The organism is Mycobacterium sp., from assembly GCF_035623875.1.
In the GTDB taxonomy this organism is placed as follows: domain Bacteria; phylum Actinomycetota; class Actinomycetes; order Mycobacteriales; family Mycobacteriaceae; genus Mycobacterium.
Map to the genome: position 1 here is coordinate 1 of NZ_DASPSP010000292.1, position 17,085 is coordinate 17,085.

Here is a 17,085-nt window from a genome sequence, read left to right on the forward strand (position 1 = left end):
CACGAAGTACCCGAACATCAGCACACCCGAGAAAAGCCCGGTCACCAGGAACCAGTAATCCCTGTCGAACAGAAAGATCGACAGAAAAAACGCCACGATGTTGACCAGGATGCCGTCGATCAGCCGGGCAAAAAATCGGGCGCCGAGGCCGCCGGGTTGAGCATGCGACCATTGCGGCGAACCGGCCGGCGGGTACCCGTACTGGGGGGAGTTGGGGTCGAAGTCAGCTGGTGTCATGAGATTCGCTCCTGACCATGTCGGTGGCTGCCAATCTACCCTGCCGACCGCTTTCGCGGCCCGAACTGCCCGACCGCGCTGGCGGCTAGCATGGTGGTCTAATCGGCACGACAAATAACCTGGTAGACAGCTATGAGCGACGCGGAAAGCGCTGCAGTCGCATCCCGTTGTTGCGGCGGCTAACGATGTATCACATCGTCATCGCAATTGCGATCGTGACGCACCTCGGTTTCCTTTGCTACCTAATCGTCGGCGGCTTCGTCGCGTTGCGCTGGCGCCGAACGATCTGGCTGCATGTGCCCGCGGCGCTGTGGGGAATCGCGATCACCACGGCGGGTCTCGACTGTCCATTGACCTGGCTGGAGCGCTGGAGCCGTGCGAAAGCCGGGATGGCGCCGCTGCCGACGGACGGCTTCATCGCCCACTACATCAGCGGGGTGCTTTACCCCGCCAGCTGGGCCGGCGTGCTGCCGGTTGTGGTGTTTGCACTGGTAGCGGCGTCTTGGGTGCTGTATGTGCGGGCGCGTCCCAGAGATCGGCCGGTGAGCGCCAACGACGAGCTTTGACCCGTCCGCGGGCGGCCTCGACCAGCGGTCCGCTCTTTTCGATCGCGGTGCTGGCGAGTTCGCGGCCGCGCTCGGCGCCGATGTGTAGGCCGCGCGCGATTTTTTCGCCCAGCTCGGAATCGAGCACTGTGCCGTCGGATCCATCCAGCGGCAGTGCAGCCGATACCGCTTCCGAGATCCGACCGGCCGCTCGACGACCACGCCATCCCAATGACGGCTCACCCGCCGTGTCGGCCGACGCAATGATCAGGCCGCCCAGCAGGCTCAGGTCGGTGAGGAGATCGCGGCGTTTCTGCGCTTTGCGGTCCGGGTCGTACTCATGCCAAAACAGATGCGCGCCAACGCTGCCCGGCATCACCGTGAACGCCAGGGCCGCCGAGGCGATCCGCGGCAATTTGCCGGTGGCGAGCAACAGACCACCACCGACCTGGACGGCGGCGTTTAGCCGTGCGGCCGTCTCGGGATCCGACGGAACCTTGCTTCCGAAAGGTTCCGGCAGGGTCCGTAATGCCGTGACGGTAGGCTCCGCCGCATCGGCGGCGACCTTCGGGTTTCGCAATGTCTCGACACCTTGGCCGATGAAGACCGCGGACAACAAGGGACGAGCGATTCTGCGGATCAACATGACGGCTGTGTTCCCGGGTTGCTCGCTGTGCAAACCGGGCCTGCACGCAGGTGCCGTTGTCGTTATTGGGCCGGTGGGGGCTCGTGTCGTACCCATAACGGCACCACCACCCAAAAGATGAGCTGGGCCATCAACGCGCAAATCCCGGCAATGACGCCCGCCAGGTGACCGGCCACCACGCCGAAAATGAGCACGGCCACGCCGGTAAGAGCTAAGCCCATCAGCAACAGCCCGGCGTACGCGAGTCGATGCGCCATCGATACCACCGACAGCAGGCGATGCCGACGAAACAACAGGCGATGTATCCCGACCGGCGCCTCCAGCAGCACTGTGGCGCCGACCGAGCAGCCCACCGTCGTCAGATAAACCACGCGCATCGCCGTGTTTAGCCCGTCGAAGCGCGGCTGGAACGGCAACGTCAACAAGAAACCGGTCAGCAATTGGACGCCGGTCTGAACCACCCGCAACTCCTGCAGCAGGCTGACCCAATTGCGATCTAATCGTTGATCTTCGGTCTCCGAGCGCACCGCGGTGTCCCAGGCTTGGTCGCGTTCAGGGTGATTGACGACGTCCATGCCCGCGATCATGCCAGTTCGCAGCCGCTGCGACCGCCAGTACCGCGGCTACGGTGTGCCGGCCAACAGCAGTCGCGCCGAGGTCTCCAGCCGGTCGGCGATCTGTGTGTAGGAGGCGTATCCCATGCCGGCGTGCACCAGCGCTCCCGCATAGAGGAGTTCCAGCGATTCGACGACGTCAGCGCAGCCCGGGCCCAAGGCCGCAACCAGGCGCTGATGAATTTCGCGGCCGATGCGCAGCCGCAGATGCTTGACCTCGGGATCTTTACCCAGCAGTGCGCTGGTCACTGCGCCGGCGAGTTCGGGTTCATCGGCCACTAACAGCGCGATGTGCCGCAGTACCGCGATAACGCGGACGGTCGGGTCTGGCGAATCGGTCGTCGGCACCGGAGCAGACGCTAACCGCCGCCAGAAAACTTCGGCAACGAGGTGTTCCTTTGATGAGAAGTATGTGTAGGCTGTCGCCGCGCCGACTCCCGCCTCGGCGGCGACCATGCGAATCGTCAAGCCGGAGAAGCCTTCTCGGCCAAGGATTTCAATCGCGGCATGGCCCAGCCGGTCAACAGTGTCGGCTTGCTTGGCGGTCAGTCGCCGTCTGGTCGATTCCCGAGCTACCGGGTTGGACACGTGTCCGGACACTACTACAACGTCGCAGGTGCGGCAAGGCGCCTGTTACGGTTCAGGTGATGACGTTCTCCTCAGATCTTTCGGCTGCCGACGAGCGGACCATCCAGTTATTTGAGCTGGCGGATCGGGTCACCGGGTTCATGCCCGTCGACGAGGGCCGGGCGCTGCATGCGGCCGCGCTCCGTTATCTCGATCATGGTGTCGGCGTAGAGATTGGGACGTACTGCGGCAAGTCCACGGTGCTGTTGGGGGCGGCGGCGCTCGCCCGTGGCAGTGTTCTCTACACCGTCGACCACCACCACGGTTCCGAGGAGCACCAGCCCGGGTGGGAGTATCACGACACATCGTTGGTCGACGAAGGCACCGGACGTTTCGATACCCTGCCTGCCCTGCGGCGTACGCTCGACGATGCCGGCCTGGACGACAACGTCGTTGCGGTGGTGGGCAAATCGACCGTGGTGGCCGGCGGGTGGCGTACACCGCTGCAACTGTTGTTCATCGACGGCGGGCACAGCGAGGCAGCGGCGCGTCAAGACTTCGACGGATGGGCGAAATGGGTAAGTCCCGGAGGCGCGCTGATCATCCACGACGTCTTCCCCGACCCGCGTGACGGTGGCCAGGCGCCCTACCAGATCTATTGCCGCGCGGTGCAAAGTGGCGCATTCGTGGAGCGATCCGTCACCGGTTCAATGCGGGTCCTGGAGCGGATATCGGGCGAACCCGGTGTGCTGGTTAGCGATCCGACGGGCTGATCGCACACTCACAGTCGTAGTCGCCCTCCAGGCCGGACGGCAGATCGGTGCCACGGAAGACACCGTGACCGGCGGTCGTGCTCGACAATGCGTCAGCGGCGAGAATCACCGCTGCTCCGGTCCACGTGGTTCGCTCTACGGGCCAGCGCTTTCCGTCGCTGAACACCAGCCCGGTCCAATAGGAGCCGTCGTCCTCACGCAAGTGCTGCATGGCGGCGAACTGCCGCAGCGCCGCCTGCCGGTTGCCCATCGCATCGAGCGCCAGCACCAATTCGCATGTCTCCGCGCCGGTCACCCATGGCCGGTCATCGACGCAGCGGATGCCCAGACCGTCGACGACGAAATCGCCCCACCGCTCGGCGATCCGCGCGCTCGCCGCGGGACCGCGAACCGCACCACCGAGGATCGGGTAGTACCAGTCCATCGAGTGATGCGGCTTCTCGGTGAAAGCCGACGGGTGGGCAGTGATCGCGTGGCCCAGCCGGCCCAGCGCGACCTCCCATTCCGGTTGCGGCTCGTCGACATAATTGGCCAGGGCGAGAGCACAGCGAATGCTGTGAAAAATGCTGGCGCAGCCGGTCAGCAGCGCTTCGGCAACCGGGCCTGAAGTGCTGCGCGCCCAACAGATTTCGCCGCCTTCGAGCTGCAACTCCAAGACGAAGTCGATTGCGGCCCGCACGGTCGGCCACATCGCGACGGCAAAGGCGTCGTCCCCGGTGATCAGCACGTGGTGCCAGACTCCGACGGCGATATAAGCGCAGAAGTTGCTATCGCTGTTGGCGTCTTCGACGACACCGGCGCGAAGCTGAATCGGCCAGGACCCATCCGCGCGCTGCTGGTGCCGACACCAGTCGAACGCGTGTTGCGCCGGGTCGATCAGGCCTGCGGCGGTGAGCGCCATCGCGCATTCCACATGGTCCCACGGGTCGGTGTGCCCGCCCTCCGACCATGGGATCGCGCCAGATGGCTCTTGCACCGCAACAATCGATTCCGCGGTCTGTCGGCATTGCGCAGCAGAGAGGACGCCGGGGACGCCCGGTGCCTCATACCAGTTCAACGGCGGGCACCGGTTTCTCGAAGTACAGCGCGACACTCTTGCCGATCAGCGGGTTGAGTGTTGATTCGGCCAGCCGGGTCATCCTAGGCCGCTGCATCATGTCCCAAACCAGCATCTTGTGATAGGCGACGACTGCGGGATGTTCTGAATTATCAACGCCTACTAAGCATTTCAGCCACCAGAAAGGTGCGTGCAGGGCATGTGAGTGATGGGTATGAGTGAAGGTCATTCCGCGGCCGGCGATCTTGGCGCGCAGCCGGTTTGCCCGGTAAATCCGAATATGCCCGCCCTCGTTGCTGTGGTAGTCGTCGGAGAGCAGCCAGCACAATCGTTCGGGCAGCCACCTGGGTACGGTGACTGCCAGCCTGCCACCGACCTTGAGCACGCGAATCAGCTCGTCGATCACCTTGTTGTCGGCCGGAACGTGTTCGAGGATCTCCGAAGCAATCACGCAGTCGAAGGTTCGATCCGGATAGGGCAATGCCAGCGCGTCACCGACGACGGTTTCGGCGTGAGCCGACGGCGGCACGTCACCGGCATCGGCCATGGCGCGCAACATGGTGTCGACGTTGGTCAACTCGGTGGCATCTTGATCGAACGCGACCACATCGGCACCCCGGCGGTAAGCCTCGAAACTGTGCCGACCCGCCCCGCACCCGACGTCGATGACCTTGGTGCCGTCACCGATACCGAGACGGTCGAAGTCCACCGTCAGCACGGCTCGCCCACGGCCTGCGCCGAATCCTGAACGGGCAGCTGCCGGGTGATCGCGCGCTCGTAAACGCGGGCGGTCTGCGCGGCCACAGACCCCCAGCTGTATACCTCGACGGCCCGGCGGCGACCGGCGACGCCGAGTCGGTGCAGTTGTTCGGGGGAGACCAGCAGCTCCGCCAACACCCTGATCAGCTCGGCGGCGTCGCCCGGCCGGACCAGCCTGGCGCACTCGCCGTCGGGTCCGAGCACCTCGGGCAATGCGCCGGCACGGCTGGCCACAATTGGTGTACCGCTGGCCATCGCTTCCACGGCCGGAAGCGAAAATCCTTCGTAAAGAGAAGGGATACAGGCGATTTCAGCAGAAGAGAACAATCGCGCCAACGCGGCGTCGGACAGCCCGTTGGAGATGTGGACGATATCGGAGATTCCAAGTTCGGCGATCAACTTTTCGGTGGGGCCATTGGGTTCGAGCTTGGCTACGAGCTGCAGCTCCAGGTCGTGTTCGGTCCGGAGCTTAGCCACCGCCTGCAGCAGATGCCCGACGCCCTTGAGCGGTCGGTCGGCACTGGCGATCGCGATGATGCGACCGGGAATTCGCGGCTGCGTGGACGGTGCAAACACGTCGGTGTCGACACCCAGCGGCACCACGTGAAGCTGGTCCGGGCGGACGCCGAAATCCGTGATGATGTCGGTGGCCGACGACGACGAGACGGTCAGCAAGTCCGGAATGTTGCGGGCGACGCGTTCTTGCATCTCCAAAAAGCCATACCACCTGCGTACCAACGGTTTACGCCACCACCGCGCCGCGGCGAGATCCAGCACGCGGTCGCGGGTGATCGGGTGATGTACGGTCGCCACGACGGGCAGGCCGGCCGCTGCGATCCGCAGCAAACCTACGCCCAGGCTCTGATTGTCGTGCGCGACATCGAAGCCGTGCTGACGTCCGGCCAGCAGGCGGGCGGCGCGCAGGCTGAAGGTTCGTGGTTCAGGGAAGCCCGCGGTCCAGACCGTGGCCAACTCGCGCAGGTCGATGCGGTCCCGGATTTCGCGGGGATGCGGGATCCGGAAGGGGTCGGGTTCCCGATACATGTCGAGGCTGGGTACCTCGGTCAGCACCACTCGGGGGTCCAGGCCCGCGGGGTAGGGCTGACCGGAGAACACCTCGACGTGGTGGCCCAATTCGACTAGTCCGCGGCTAAGGTGACGGACGTAAACCCCCTGGCCACCGCAGTGGGTTTTGCTGCGGTACGACAGCAACGCAATCCGCATACTCACGTCCATCCCGGACTGGCGTTACCCACAGATGTCACGGCGAAAGGTTCGGAAACGACGTCAGGGAGCTTTCTGGACACGTGTCCGGACTATAGTTTGACTATCTACGTGATGCAACGCACCGGTGCCGACGCCGACTTTGCCGATCCTACCCAGCAGAAGAGCCGCGATGACTGGGCCGTTCGGTTGTGACGCAGATCAACCCCCAAGTGTGACGCACGTCATTGCGTAAACGGGCTAAATTAGGTAAGCCTAACCTCTCATCGTATGTCGACGTGGGAGTGGCTCATGCCGGACAACTCAACTGCCCTGGAATTCGCCTATGACCTGACCCTCGACGAGGTCCGGCGGCGCACCGCCGTGCTGGAGGCCATCGGTGCGGACTGGGATCCGATTCGCGCGTTGGCCGACGAGGAGAAGGCGTACGCCATGCTCTACTCGAATCTCGACGCCGAGCAACAGCGCCATTACGACAACCTGGTCAGCGCCGGGGTGCTGCCGGAGCGGGCGGTGGACCATGCTTCCGATTGACCCGGACGCGGACAAGAGCCGCCGCGCCTGGCTGGCCTGCCCGAGTTGTGATCACGGCGCCGCGTGTGGCGATTGTCGCGGTGGCCGCAACTGCCACACCCATTGGCAATACCTGCTCGGCAACAGTGCCGCGGTGGTGCACCTGCAGTGCCCGACCTGCGCGCACCTGTGGTCGCTGGATACCGCAGCATCGCGCCGCGGCCGCCGCCACGCCGCCTGAGGTTCGCACCCACCGGCGATACGGTGGGTGTTATGCGCGCGTTGATCGTTGTCGACGTACAGAACGACTTCTGCGAGGGTGGCTCGCTGCCCGTGGCCGGCGGCGCCGCGCTGGCGAGCGCGATCAGCGAGTATCTGACCGGCGGCGCCGACTACCGCCACGTGGTCGCCACCCAGGATTTCCACGTCGATCCCGGTGATCATTTCTCCGACCGGCCCGATTATTCGTCGTCGTGGCCGCCGCATTGCCTCGCCGGGAGCGCCGGCGCGGAATTCCATCCTGATCTCGACGCCGGTCGGTTCGAGGCGGTCTTTCGGAAGGGCGCCTACGGCGCGGCCTACAGCGGCTTCGAGGGTGTCGACGATTCCGGCACGCCGCTGGCCGATTGGCTGGCCCAACACGATGTCGACCAGGTTGACGTGGTGGGCATCGCCACCGACCACTGTGTCCGCCGGACCGCCGAGGACGCCGCGCACGCGGGCTTGGCCACTCGGGTGCTGCTGGATCTGACAGCAGGCGTGGGGGAGGAGTCCACCGCAAAGGCCATCAAAGCGTTGCGGGCCGCGGGTGTCACGATAGTGCCAAGCGCATGACGGGCCAGGCGGAGTCGGCACTGCTGGCGGCGGTGGAGCTCTCGCCCCAGGCGGCGGCGGCGCACGACCGCACGGGCTGGGTGGGGCTGTTCACGAGAGACGGTTGTATCGAAGACCCGGTGGGATCAGGACCCCACCTGGGACATTCAGAGATCGGCCGCTTCTACGACACCTTCATCGGCCCCCGTGACATTGCCTTTCATCGCGATCTCGACGTCGTCCACGACCGGGCCGTCATCCGCGATCTCGATCTCGAGGTGGTAATGGGTTCGGCGGTCACCATGACTATTCCGGCATTTCTTCGCTACGACCTGCGCGAGGCCGACGGCGAATGGAAAATCGCTAAGCTACGCGCCTATTGGGAGCTGCCGAGCATGATGCTGCAGTTCCTACGTCACGGCGTATCCGCCGTGCCGGCCACCATCCAACTGTCGCAAGGGCTCATCCGCAATCAGCGGCTACGCGGGACCGCCGGGTTCGCAGCCGGCTTCCGTCGCGTCGGTTCCCGCCGCAAAGAGCTGGTAGCTACCTTCGTGGACGCGGTGGGCAGAGGAGACAAACTCGCCGCACAACGAACGCTGTCGTCTGATGCCACCATGACGTTCGGCGACGACGACGCCGCAGAAATCGTGGACTTTGTCGCGCGATGTCCCGCGGCCCGGGTGCAGAAGCGTATCGCCGCGGGCTCCACCGTCGCCGTCTCGATCAGCTCGGAGCGTGGGCGCGGCGTCATGTTCGCCGATGTTGCCCGGCGCCGGAACGAAATTCGCCGGATTCGCTACTTTCCCGCTAGCAGCACCAGTGACGCCGCTGACAACCCTAAGTAGGCGCCCGGGAAGGCGATGTTGTAGAGAACACGGGCCCGAAGATGAGCGATCACCGCGCCGATGAAGAACAACACCAGGCCGGTGGCGGCTGCGATCCCGATAGCCGGCAGGCCAACGACGCCGACGAGAAGTCCGATGGCACCGGCGAGTTTCAGGGTGCCCAGCATCGGCAGCCAGGAACGCGGCACGTGCACCCTGGCCGAGTTCGCCAGCACAAAGCCGGCGGGGATGAAGTCGGCTATTCCGACTGCTGCGGTGATGATCGCGGTGATCACCGTGACGACAACGTATAGGCTCATTACTGCTGGTCTCCTCTTCTACAGGGAGCGTTCGTCGGATGTGCTCACCTCCTTGACGGCTTTCGCCTGGGAAAGGTGACCATGAGAACCATCGAAGATCTCGCCCAACGGTTCGACAGCGATCGGCGACAACTGAAGTCGGTCGCCTTCCACCTCCTCGGCTCGGCAGCTGACGCCGAGGACGCGGTGCAGTCCGCCTGGCTGAAGGCCAGTCGGGCAGACCACGACACGATCGAGAACCTGACGGGTTGGTTCACCACAATCACCGCCCGCGAGGCACTCGACCAGTTGCGGACTCGCAAACGGCGAGCAGAACAGCCGCTTGCCGATCTCCATCAGCTCGAGCAGATGGCCACGGCCGCCACCGCGGGAGCGGACGAAGATGCCCTGCTCACCGATTCCGTCAGTCGCGCCCTGCTGGTGGTTCTTGACCGGCTCTCGCCCGCACAACGCGTCGCCTTTGTACTGCACGATGTGTTCGCCTTGCCCTTCGACGCGATCGGCGAATTGTTGAATCAGTCGCCGGACGCCGCCAAGAAGCTGGCGAGCCGGGCGCGCGGGCGACTGCACGCCGCCGGTTCGGCCGAGCCCAGCCGAACGGCCGAACACCTCAAGATCGTCGAAGCGTTTCTGGACGCGTCGCATGGCGGTGATATTCGTATGTTGCTGGACCTACTCGCGCCAGACGTGGTGCGCCGGGTGGACCGCGAGCTGGTGCCCGACGATGTGCCGACCGAGCTCCGCGGCGCCGCCGACGTCGCCGAGGAAACCCGGCGGTTTACGGCGCGCGCACGGGCCGGCGTGGTGGTCCTCGTCAACGGAGTCCCCGGTATCGCGATCGCGCCGACGGGCCGCGTTGAGGCGTTGCTGGAGATCGGCATTGAAGACGGCAGGATACACAGCATCGACATCGTCGGCGATGTTGATCGCTTGCAAAGCGCGGTGCTCGCGCTGCCATAGTGACGACGGAGATGAACTACGAACACCGGCCTTACTAAGCAGTTCGATCGGCGGACGCTTTTGCTTGGCGCCGGCGCGCTTGGCGCGGCGGCGGTATCGCTGCCCACTGGATGTAGTTCCGATGACGATGCACTGACTTTCTTCTTCGGGGCCAATCCGGAAGAGGCGGCTGCCCGGCAGCGAGTCGTTGACGCCTTCCAGCGCAGGCACCCCGACATCAAGGTTCGGATGCTGTTGTCCGGGGCCAATCCGTTGCAGCACATGTCGATCTATTGCGCCGGCGGCAAGTGTCCGGACGTGCTGATGGCGTGGGACCTCACCTACGCCGGATTGGCCGCCAGGGGAGTGCTACTGGACCTCAACACCATGTTGGCGCAGGACAAGGCTTTCGCCGCCGACGTGAAGGCAGACGGCATCAGATCGCTGTATGACACGTTCACGTTCGACGGCGGTCAGTACGCCCTTCCCGAGCAGTGGTCCGGAAATTTCTTGTACTACAACAAGAAGCTATTCGCCGAGGCCGGTGTGCGCCCGCCGCCCGGGCGTTGGGACCAGCCATGGAGTTTCGGCGAGTTCCTCGATGCCGCCAAAGCGCTCACCAAGCGCGAGCGATCCGGCAGGGTCGGTCAATGGGGATACGTCGACAGCTGGGTCCCGTTCTACGCGGCCGGGCTGTTCGGCATGAACAACGGCGTCCCGTGGTGCACCCCGCGGATGAACCCGACGCACCTCAACTTCGACAACGAGGCGTTCCTCGAAGGTGTCCAGTTCTACGCCGATCTGGCCCACAAGCACAGCGTCGCTCCTACCTCGTCGGACACCCAGTCGATGTCCACCATGGACCTCTTCACCTCGGGCCGGGCGGCGATGGCACTTGGCGGACATTGGCGATACCAGACGGTCGACTTGGCCAAAGGCCTGGATTTCGATGTCACCGTGCTGCCGACCGGCCCGAAAGGGCGCGCTGCCCGCTCGAACATCGGCACAACAGGGCTCGCCATCGCGGCGGGCAGTCCCCGCAAACAGCAGGCGTGGGAGTTCGTGAAATTCGCCACCGGCCCGGTCGGACAGGCAGTGACCGCGCAATCGGGCCTGTTCGTGCCGGTGCTGCGGTCCGCGATCACCTCGGCCGGCTTCGCCGAGGCCCACACCAGGATCGACAATCTCGCGGTGCTGACCGGCGGGCCGGCCCATTCCGAGGGCCTGCCGATCACCCCGGAGTGGTCGAAAATCGTCGCGCTGATGGACCGAAACTTCGGCCCGGTTCTGCGTGGCGTGCGGCCGGCGACATCGTTGGCGAACGGGCTGTCACACGCTGTCGACGGGGTACTTCGTAACCCATGACCCAGATCAATGAATCCACCGGGGTGATCCGACGACGCCGATTTTCCAAGCGGCGTGCCCGAGCCGGGCGGATGTTTGTCGCGCCGAACTTGACGGCGGTCGCGGTATTCATGTTGTTCCCCCTCGGATTCTCGCTCTACATGAGTGTGCAGAACTGGGACTTGTTCCGGCCCGCGAAGTTTGTCGGTTTGGCCAACTACCACAACCTCTTCACCGGAGATCCGCTGTTCGCCATCGCGTTGCGCAACACGGTGGCTTACACCGTCGGCACCATCGTCCCAACGGTACTGATCAGCCTCGCCGTGGCCGGTGTGCTCAACCGAAAAGTTGTAGGAATCAATATCTTTCGGGGAATTATATTTCTGCCGCTAGCGGTGTCGTCGGTGGTGATGGCGGTCGTGTGGCAGTTCGTCTTCAATACCAACAACGGTCTGCTCAACATCATGCTCGGCTGGATTGGGATCGGCCCGGTCCCATGGCTGAACGACCCCAAATGGGCGATGCTCTCGCTGTGCACGGTTAGCGTTTGGCGTAGTGTTCCTTTCGCGACCGTCATCCTGTTGGCCGCCATGCAGGGCGTGCCCGACAACCTCTATGAGGCGGCCAAGCTCGACGGCGCAGGGGAAGTACGACAGTTCGTCTCGATCACTGTGCCATTGATCCGCGGCGCCGTGTCTTTCGTGGTGGTCATCTCGATCATCCACGCATTCCAGGCATTTGACCTCGTTTATGTTCTCACTGGGGGCAACGGCGGGCCCGAGACCGCAACGTATGTACTCGGGATCATGCTGTTCCAGCACGCGTTCAGCTTCCTGGAGTTCGGCTACGCTTCGGCCTTGGCGTGGGTGATGTTCGCCATCTTGCTGGTATTGACCGTGCTGCAGTTACGGATTGGCCGTCGTCGGGCCGCCCTGGAGGAACGATCGTGGGCTTAGCCGAGCGAGTCATCAAACCCAGCGTTGCGCGCGGCATCGTGTTGTACACCGCGCTGACCGTCATCGCATCGTGTGCGCTCTTCCCGATCCTATGGGCGGTGTCGGGATCCTTGAAGGACGAGGGCGAGGTAACCACGCCCACCCTGTTTCCGGCACACCCGATGTGGTCCAACTACCGTGAGGTGTTCGCCCTGTTGCCGTTCTGGCGAATGTTTTTCAACTCGGTGTTGTATGCCGCGTGCGTCAGTGCCGGACAGGTGTTCTTCTGCTCGCTGGCGGGGTACGCCTTCGCGCGTTTGCGGTTTCGGGGCCGCGATACGTTGTTCATCTTGTATCTGGGTACTCTGATGGTTCCGCTGACGGTCACCGTGATCCCGCAGTTCATTTTGATGCGGGTCGCGGGACTGACCGACACGCCGTGGGCGATGATCGTGCCGGGATTGTTCGGCAGCGCGTTCGGTACCTACCTGATGCGCCAGTTCTTTCAGACCATCCCGGCCGAATTGGAGGAAGCCGCCATCCTCGACGGTTGTACGCCGTGGCAGATCTATTGGCGGATTCTGCTCCCACACGCCCGCCCGGCGGTGATGGTGCTGGCGGTGCTTACCTGGTTCAACGTCTGGAACGATTTTCTCTGGCCGCTGTTGATGATTCAGCGCAGTAGCATTGCCACGCTCACACTCGGGTTGGTACGGATGCAAGGCGAGTATGTCGCCAGATGGCCGGTGCTGATGGCCGCATCCGTGCTCATCCTGCTGCCGCTGATTCTGGTCTATGCGATCGCGCAACGCGCCTTCATCCGCGGTATCGCCGTCACCGGGCTTGGTGGGTAGCCCATGGCATCGGTGACCTTCGAAAAGGCGACGCGGCGTTACCCCGATACCACGCGTCCGGCAGTCGACCAGCTGGATCTGAACGTGGGTGACGGCGAGTTCGTCGTACTGGTCGGACCGTCCGGCTGCGGCAAAACGACCTCACTGCGGATGATCGCCGGACTGGAGACAGTGGATTCGGGACGAATCCGCATCGGAACCCGAGACGTCACCGATGACGACCCCAAAGACCGCGACGTGGCAATGGTCTTCCAAAACTATGCCCTGTATCCGCACATGACGGTGGCCCAGAACATGGGCTTTGCGCTGAAGATCGCCAGAATCACGAAAGCCGAAATCCGCGAACGGATCCTGGATGCGGCGCGGCTACTCGACCTGGAGCCATACCTGGATCGCAAACCCAAGGATCTGTCCGGCGGACAACGCCAGCGCGTGGCGATGGGGCGCGCGATAGTGCGGCGACCGCAAGTGTTCTTAATGGATGAACCGCTGTCCAACCTAGATGCGAAACTGCGCGTGCAGACCCGCAACCAGATCGCCGGATTGCAGCGGCGACTGGGCACCACCACCGTTTACGTCACCCACGACCAGGTCGAGGCGATGACCATGGGCGACCGCGTCGCGGTCATGCGTGACGGTGTGCTGCAACAATGCGCGACGCCCAGGGAGCTGTACCGAAGTCCGGTCAACATGTTCGTGGGGGAATTCATCGGCTCGCCGGCGATGAACCTTTTCACACTTCCCGTCGTCGACCACTGCGTTTCGTTGGGCGACTGGCCGATCCGACTGCCGCGCGAGATCACCAATGCCGCAGCCGAAATCGTGGTCGGCATCCGGCCCGAACACTTCGAGATCGGCGGCGGCGGTGTCGAAATGCAGATCGACGTCGTCGAAGAACTGGGCGCGGACGCCTACCTGCATGGACGAGTCACTTCGTCCGACAACACATTCGGTCAAACAATCGTCGCACGCGCCGACGGCCATAACCCGCCGCTGCGGGGCAGCCGCGTGCACCTACATCCGCAGCCCGGACACCTGCATTTCTTCGCTGTCGACGGTCGCCGGCTGCCATGACCCGTCGGCCGCTGAAGCTCTTGTGGCCGTTTCCGCCGCTCGCTGCGGATCGGCTAATCCCTAAGGCCGCGCGGTGCCACGTGATTCGCCAGGCGTGAACGTGATTGGCAGCCTGCCCAGCCCGGTCATGCTGGGGTTGCCGAGGTATTCGTACACACCGTCGAGGTTGACCCGGTAATCGGGAATTCGGTCGAGGACCGCCCGCACCATCACCTCAGACATCAGGCGCGCAAGGTGAGATCCGATGCAACGATGCGGTCCGAGCCCGAATGCGACGTGGCGGTTGGGCGCACGATCCAGCACGATTTGCTCGGGTCGCTCGAATTCCTGTTCGTCGTGATTGGCGGCCAGCCAGCTGATGATGACCCGGTCGTTGCGCCGAAGCTGCTGCCCGCCAAGGACGACGTCGCGAGTGACTGTGCGGCTCAGTTGCTGGTTGACGGAGAAGTAACGCAGAAATTCATCTGTCGCAGTGCGGTGCAGCGCGGGGTGCTCAATGAGCTGGCGTTGCAACTCGGGATGGGTGCCCAGGTATAGCAGGGTCAGCGCGGTCTGTGATGTTGTCGTGTCGACGCCGCCGGCGATGAGGTTCCAGAGAATGTTGAGCAGCTGTGCGTCGTCGAGCCGCTTGCCGTCGAATTTGAACTGAATGAGGAAGCTGGTCAGGTCGTCGCGTGCCTCGGCACGTCTGGTCGCGGCGAAGTCGACAACGCCCTGCATCAGAGCGGGCACTTCGGCGATCGCGTTGGCGTACTCGGGGCTGTCCTGTGGGACGGCCATGACGGAGTGGAACAGGTTGGCGTAAAGCCGCCAGTTCTCGTAGGGCAGGCCCATCAACTTCATCGTGAGGATTGCCGGAACCGGACTGGCGTAGTCGAGCACGAGGTCCATCTGTCCGTCGCCGATTCGTTGATCGAGGAACCAGTGCGCCGATTGCTCCATGAAGGGCCGCATCTTCTGCACAGCACCAGGAGAGAAGAAGGGAGCCAGGGCATGCCTTAAGGCTTGGTGGTAAGGGCCGTCGACTTCGCCGATGCCCAGCGCCGGCTGGCCTTCGGGACGTGGCACGCCCATCTCGCCCTGGTAGTCAACGCCGTCGGCGGCATCCGGCTCGTATTTGTGCGCGAACGTGTCGCCGTCTCGAGCGGTATGGCTCACCGCGTCGTAACTCGTGAGGAACCAGAATCCGCCGTAATTCTCGTTCCATGCCACCGGACACTTTCGGCGCAGCTCGGCGTTGATCGCCAGTTCATTCAGGTTGAACTCGTCAGAATGATGATCGAAATCCACAACCGCGTCGGCGTCGACGTCGGGACGCATACCCATTGAAAACCTCCAACGTCGCTAAGCTAGCAGCTTATTGCGCTATCTTTGCAAGTTTAGCCGTGTCGACATTCTGCATTTGTGCTGGAGGCTGTAATGGTCAGTCACCGAATCATTTTCAACCACGTGGGATTGTGTGTCACCGATACCGCGCGGTCGCGCCGGTTTTACCAGGTCCTGCTCGGATTCGAGTTCTGGTGGGAACTCGAACCGCCGGACGAGGGCACCGACCAACTACTGCAGCTGAACAAGCCGATCGGATTGCGTGCGACATACCTCGTCCGTGACGGCTTGGTACTTGAGCTTCTCGCCTACTCGCAGCGGGCCCTCCGCGCCGGGCCGACTCGTGTCATGGACCAACTAGGGTTAACCCATCTGTCGCTATCTGTTTCCGATCTGGCCGACGTTGTGGCCACAGTGGAGAGCTTCGGGGGATCGGTGGTTGAGGGCACCGTCTCCGACCAGTCGGCGATGATCCGTGACCCGGATGGGCAATTGCTGGAACTGCTCTCGGATTCGTGGCTCGCGGTCCTTCCACCACGCCCTCGGGGATGAGCGCCACGACGGTGGGAATGTGAAGATCTATGCGTGCTGCCTCCAGCCGATCCTGCCCACGACGAACCGGACCCACATATTGTGCTCGGTCTCGTCGGCGATCCGGGCGCGGCTTTTTCACTGGCCCGCGAGCTCGCCGATACCGAGTTGCAGTCCGAGCTCGACCAGCGGTTACCCGGAGCCCGCTGGTGCATCGAGGTTATGGAGGGTCGGCTGGTGCAGCCGCCGGCCACCGACGCCGAGATCGTGCAGGCCGCGCGAAAAACGTTGCTCGATAAAGGGTGGGACGTGGTGGTTTGTCTGACGGATCTTCCATTGCATGTTGAACAACGCCCAGTCGTAGCCCACGCTAATCCGGTACGCAACGTGGCGATTGTGTCGGTGCCCGCGCTGGGTGCAATGGGGGCGCGCCACCGGATTCGCGAGGTGATCGGGCGCCTGCTGGTGCGGTTGATCGGATCTGCTGAGGAGCGCGGTGCCGATGCTCAGCGCGGTGGCCGACCGTCACGACGGGTGACCGTGCAGCGGGTGCGTGAACTGGGCAGTGACCCGGCCGATGAAGCCTTTTTCTATACCGCCCGGGTGCTGACGGGCAATTTGACATTGATCACCGGGATGGTGGCGGCCAACCGGCCGTGGCGGTTGTCACTGCGACTCTCTCGCGCGCTGACCGGTGCGGTGGCCGCCGGAGTATTTGGGTTGGTGACAGCGGATATCTGGCGGCTCTCCGACGCTTATGGATGGCCGCGTCTCGCCGGTACGGCGCTGGTCTCGATCGGTGCGACCATCGCGACCCTGATTATCGGGGCCGAGCTTTGGGAGCCGATCGTCAGTCGCGCAGTGCGGAAGCAGGTGATTCTGTTCAACATCGCGACCGTGGTCACCGTCATGATCGGCGTGACCGTGCTGTATGCCGCGCTGTATGCATTGGCCCTGCTCGCTGCGCTCTGGTTCGTGGTGCCGCAGATCTGGCACGACCAGGTCGGCCATTCGGCTTCTCTTCGCGATTACTTCGAATTGGCCTGGCTGATCTCGTCCTTGGCGATGATTGGCGGAGCCTTGGGCGCGGCGCTGGAATCCGACGAGGCGGTGCGAGAAGCGGCGTATACCCAGCACATCGCCGAGGCTGGCGGTCCGTAGCGCGTCGGCGGTGGCCGGTTCTCAGC

The 17,085-nt window shown here is 63.8% G+C and carries 20 protein-coding genes and 2 pseudogenes; 13 read left to right on the forward strand and 9 right to left on the reverse strand.

All coding sequences use genetic code 11. The features are described 5' to 3' along the window. Nucleotides 1–237 (reverse strand): annotated as a pseudogene (locus VEI45_RS23365) (RDD family protein); the annotation flags it as partial. Between the two features lie 185 nt (nt 238–422). Between VEI45_RS23365 and VEI45_RS23370 the strand changes: the two are divergent. After that, a pseudogene (locus VEI45_RS23370) lies at nt 423–692 on the forward strand (DUF2784 domain-containing protein); the annotation flags it as partial. Here VEI45_RS23370 and VEI45_RS23375 read toward each other — a convergent pair. The 3 genes from VEI45_RS23375 to VEI45_RS23385 form a co-directional block, all read right to left on the reverse strand. After that, nucleotides 667–1,428 (reverse strand): DoxX family protein, encoded by a 762-nt coding sequence (locus VEI45_RS23375; protein WP_414687572.1) that lies wholly within the window; start codon nt 1,426–1,428, stop codon nt 667–669. The pseudogene VEI45_RS23370 and the gene VEI45_RS23375 sit on opposite strands and share 26 nt — an antisense overlap. A 62-nt stretch (nt 1,429–1,490) precedes the next feature. Continuing rightward, nucleotides 1,491–2,003 (reverse strand): DUF6328 family protein, encoded by a 513-nt coding sequence (locus VEI45_RS23380; RefSeq protein WP_324856898.1) that lies wholly within the window; start codon nt 2,001–2,003, stop codon nt 1,491–1,493. Nucleotides 2,004–2,051: 48 nt separating this feature from the next. Further along, nucleotides 2,052–2,630 carry a TetR/AcrR family transcriptional regulator gene (locus tag VEI45_RS23385; RefSeq protein ID WP_324856933.1) on the reverse strand — a complete coding sequence of 193 codons (579 nt, stop codon included), beginning with the start codon at nt 2,628–2,630 and terminating at the stop codon, nt 2,052–2,054. Nucleotides 2,631–2,689: 59 nt separating this feature from the next. Between VEI45_RS23385 and VEI45_RS23390 the strand changes: the two genes are divergently transcribed. Further along, entirely contained in the window at nt 2,690–3,382 is a 693-nt protein-coding gene (locus VEI45_RS23390; protein WP_324856899.1) for a class I SAM-dependent methyltransferase, read from the forward strand. Here VEI45_RS23390 and VEI45_RS23395 read toward each other — a convergent pair. From VEI45_RS23395 to VEI45_RS23405, 3 genes are read right to left on the reverse strand one after another with little or no spacing between them, the layout of a single operon-like run. Next, nucleotides 3,363–4,439 carry a prenyltransferase gene (locus VEI45_RS23395; RefSeq protein WP_324856900.1) on the reverse strand — a complete coding sequence of 359 codons (1,077 nt, stop codon included), beginning with the start codon at nt 4,437–4,439 and terminating at the stop codon, nt 3,363–3,365. The two genes, VEI45_RS23390 and VEI45_RS23395, sit on opposite strands and share 20 nt — an antisense overlap. After that, nucleotides 4,426–5,157 carry a class I SAM-dependent methyltransferase gene (locus VEI45_RS23400; RefSeq protein ID WP_324856901.1) on the reverse strand — a complete coding sequence of 244 codons (732 nt, stop codon included), beginning with the start codon at nt 5,155–5,157 and terminating at the stop codon, nt 4,426–4,428. Before VEI45_RS23400 ends, VEI45_RS23395 begins: the two co-directional genes overlap by 14 nt. After that, complete coding sequence (locus VEI45_RS23405; protein ID WP_324856902.1) at nt 5,151–6,422, reverse strand: glycosyltransferase family 4 protein; 1,272 nt, start codon at nt 6,420–6,422, stop codon at nt 5,151–5,153. The genes VEI45_RS23400 and VEI45_RS23405 overlap by 7 nt, the downstream gene beginning before the upstream one ends. A gap of 291 nt (nt 6,423–6,713) precedes the next feature. Between VEI45_RS23405 and VEI45_RS23410 the strand changes: the two genes are divergently transcribed. Genes VEI45_RS23410 through VEI45_RS23425 form a run of 4 tightly spaced genes read left to right on the forward strand, consistent with a single transcriptional unit; the run spans nt 6,714 to nt 8,596 of the window. Beyond that, nucleotides 6,714–6,956, forward strand: a complete 243-nt coding sequence (locus VEI45_RS23410; RefSeq protein ID WP_324856903.1) for a DUF6400 family protein — start codon at nt 6,714–6,716, stop codon at nt 6,954–6,956. Further along, the gene (locus VEI45_RS23415) at nt 6,943–7,176 is read left to right on the forward strand and encodes a hypothetical protein (RefSeq protein WP_324856904.1); all 234 of its coding nucleotides are present in this window, start codon (nt 6,943–6,945) and stop codon (nt 7,174–7,176) included. Before VEI45_RS23410 ends, VEI45_RS23415 begins: the two co-directional genes overlap by 14 nt. 32 nt (nt 7,177–7,208) lie before the next feature. Further along, nucleotides 7,209–7,769 (forward strand): pyrazinamidase PncA, encoded by a 561-nt coding sequence (pncA, locus tag VEI45_RS23420; RefSeq protein ID WP_324856905.1) that lies wholly within the window; start codon nt 7,209–7,211, stop codon nt 7,767–7,769. Beyond that, nucleotides 7,766–8,596: a ketosteroid isomerase family protein gene (locus VEI45_RS23425; protein ID WP_324856906.1), complete on the forward strand. Its 831-nt coding sequence runs from the start codon at nt 7,766–7,768 to the stop codon at nt 8,594–8,596. The genes pncA and VEI45_RS23425 overlap by 4 nt, the downstream gene beginning before the upstream one ends. On the opposite strand, the gene VEI45_RS23430 is transcribed toward VEI45_RS23425, so the two are convergent. Continuing rightward, nucleotides 8,548–8,895: a DoxX family protein gene (locus tag VEI45_RS23430; RefSeq protein ID WP_324856907.1), complete on the reverse strand. Its 348-nt coding sequence runs from the start codon at nt 8,893–8,895 to the stop codon at nt 8,548–8,550. The genes VEI45_RS23425 and VEI45_RS23430 overlap by 49 nt on opposite strands. Before the next feature lie 81 nt (nt 8,896–8,976). Between VEI45_RS23430 and VEI45_RS23435 the strand changes: the two genes are divergently transcribed. From VEI45_RS23435 to VEI45_RS23455, 5 genes are read left to right on the forward strand one after another with little or no spacing between them, the layout of a single operon-like run. Beyond that, nucleotides 8,977–9,855: a sigma-70 family RNA polymerase sigma factor gene (locus tag VEI45_RS23435; protein ID WP_324856908.1), complete on the forward strand. Its 879-nt coding sequence runs from the start codon at nt 8,977–8,979 to the stop codon at nt 9,853–9,855. Between the two features lie 60 nt (nt 9,856–9,915). Beyond that, on the forward strand, nt 9,916–11,199 hold the full coding sequence (locus VEI45_RS23440) for a sugar ABC transporter substrate-binding protein (protein ID WP_324856909.1): 1,284 nt from the start codon (nt 9,916–9,918) through the stop codon (nt 11,197–11,199). A gap of 26 nt (nt 11,200–11,225) precedes the next feature. Further along, entirely contained in the window at nt 11,226–12,134 is a 909-nt protein-coding gene (locus VEI45_RS23445) for a sugar ABC transporter permease (protein WP_324856934.1), read from the forward strand. Beyond that, complete coding sequence (locus tag VEI45_RS23450; RefSeq protein WP_324856910.1) at nt 12,125–12,967, forward strand: carbohydrate ABC transporter permease; 843 nt, start codon at nt 12,125–12,127, stop codon at nt 12,965–12,967. The genes VEI45_RS23445 and VEI45_RS23450 overlap by 10 nt, the downstream gene beginning before the upstream one ends. A gap of 3 nt (nt 12,968–12,970) precedes the next feature. After that, the gene (locus VEI45_RS23455) at nt 12,971–14,041 is read left to right on the forward strand and encodes a sn-glycerol-3-phosphate ABC transporter ATP-binding protein UgpC (protein ID WP_324856911.1); all 1,071 of its coding nucleotides are present in this window, start codon (nt 12,971–12,973) and stop codon (nt 14,039–14,041) included. 60 nt (nt 14,042–14,101) lie between these two features. Here the strand turns inward: VEI45_RS23455 and VEI45_RS23460 are convergent, their stop codons facing one another. Continuing rightward, nucleotides 14,102–15,367 (reverse strand): cytochrome P450, encoded by a 1,266-nt coding sequence (locus tag VEI45_RS23460; protein ID WP_324856912.1) that lies wholly within the window; start codon nt 15,365–15,367, stop codon nt 14,102–14,104. A 93-nt stretch (nt 15,368–15,460) separates the two neighbouring features. Between VEI45_RS23460 and VEI45_RS23465 the strand changes: the two genes are divergently transcribed. Then, nucleotides 15,461–15,919, forward strand: a complete 459-nt coding sequence (locus VEI45_RS23465; protein WP_324856913.1) for a VOC family protein — start codon at nt 15,461–15,463, stop codon at nt 15,917–15,919. Nucleotides 15,920–15,952: 33 nt separating this feature from the next. Next, entirely contained in the window at nt 15,953–17,059 is a 1,107-nt protein-coding gene (locus tag VEI45_RS23470) for a hypothetical protein (RefSeq protein ID WP_324856914.1), read from the forward strand. Nucleotides 17,060–17,085 lie beyond the last annotated feature (26 nt).

Bases quoted from the DNA above. Each gene is read 5' to 3' on its own strand.
- VEI45_RS23465 (WP_324856913.1), top strand. From the start codon at position 15,461: ATGGTCAGTCACCGAATCATTTTCAACCACGTGGGATTGTGTGTCACC.
- VEI45_RS23455 (WP_324856911.1), top strand. From the start codon at position 12,971: ATGGCATCGGTGACCTTCGAAAAGGCGACGCGGCGTTACCCCGATACC.
- VEI45_RS23410 (WP_324856903.1), top strand. From the start codon at position 6,714: ATGCCGGACAACTCAACTGCCCTGGAATTCGCCTATGACCTGACCCTC.
- VEI45_RS23375 (WP_414687572.1), bottom strand. From the start codon at position 1,428: ATGTTGATCCGCAGAATCGCTCGTCCCTTGTTGTCCGCGGTCTTCATC.
- VEI45_RS23390 (WP_324856899.1), top strand. From the start codon at position 2,690: ATGACGTTCTCCTCAGATCTTTCGGCTGCCGACGAGCGGACCATCCAG.
- VEI45_RS23435 (WP_324856908.1), top strand. From the start codon at position 8,977: ATGAGAACCATCGAAGATCTCGCCCAACGGTTCGACAGCGATCGGCGA.
- VEI45_RS23425 (WP_324856906.1), top strand. From the start codon at position 7,766: ATGACGGGCCAGGCGGAGTCGGCACTGCTGGCGGCGGTGGAGCTCTCG.
- VEI45_RS23430 (WP_324856907.1), bottom strand. From the start codon at position 8,895: ATGAGCCTATACGTTGTCGTCACGGTGATCACCGCGATCATCACCGCA.
- VEI45_RS23380 (WP_324856898.1), bottom strand. From the start codon at position 2,003: ATGGACGTCGTCAATCACCCTGAACGCGACCAAGCCTGGGACACCGCG.
- pncA (WP_324856905.1), top strand. From the start codon at position 7,209: ATGCGCGCGTTGATCGTTGTCGACGTACAGAACGACTTCTGCGAGGGT.
- VEI45_RS23405 (WP_324856902.1), bottom strand. From the start codon at position 6,422: ATGCGGATTGCGTTGCTGTCGTACCGCAGCAAAACCCACTGCGGTGGC.
- VEI45_RS23460 (WP_324856912.1), bottom strand. From the start codon at position 15,367: ATGGGTATGCGTCCCGACGTCGACGCCGACGCGGTTGTGGATTTCGAT.
- VEI45_RS23415 (WP_324856904.1), top strand. From the start codon at position 6,943: ATGCTTCCGATTGACCCGGACGCGGACAAGAGCCGCCGCGCCTGGCTG.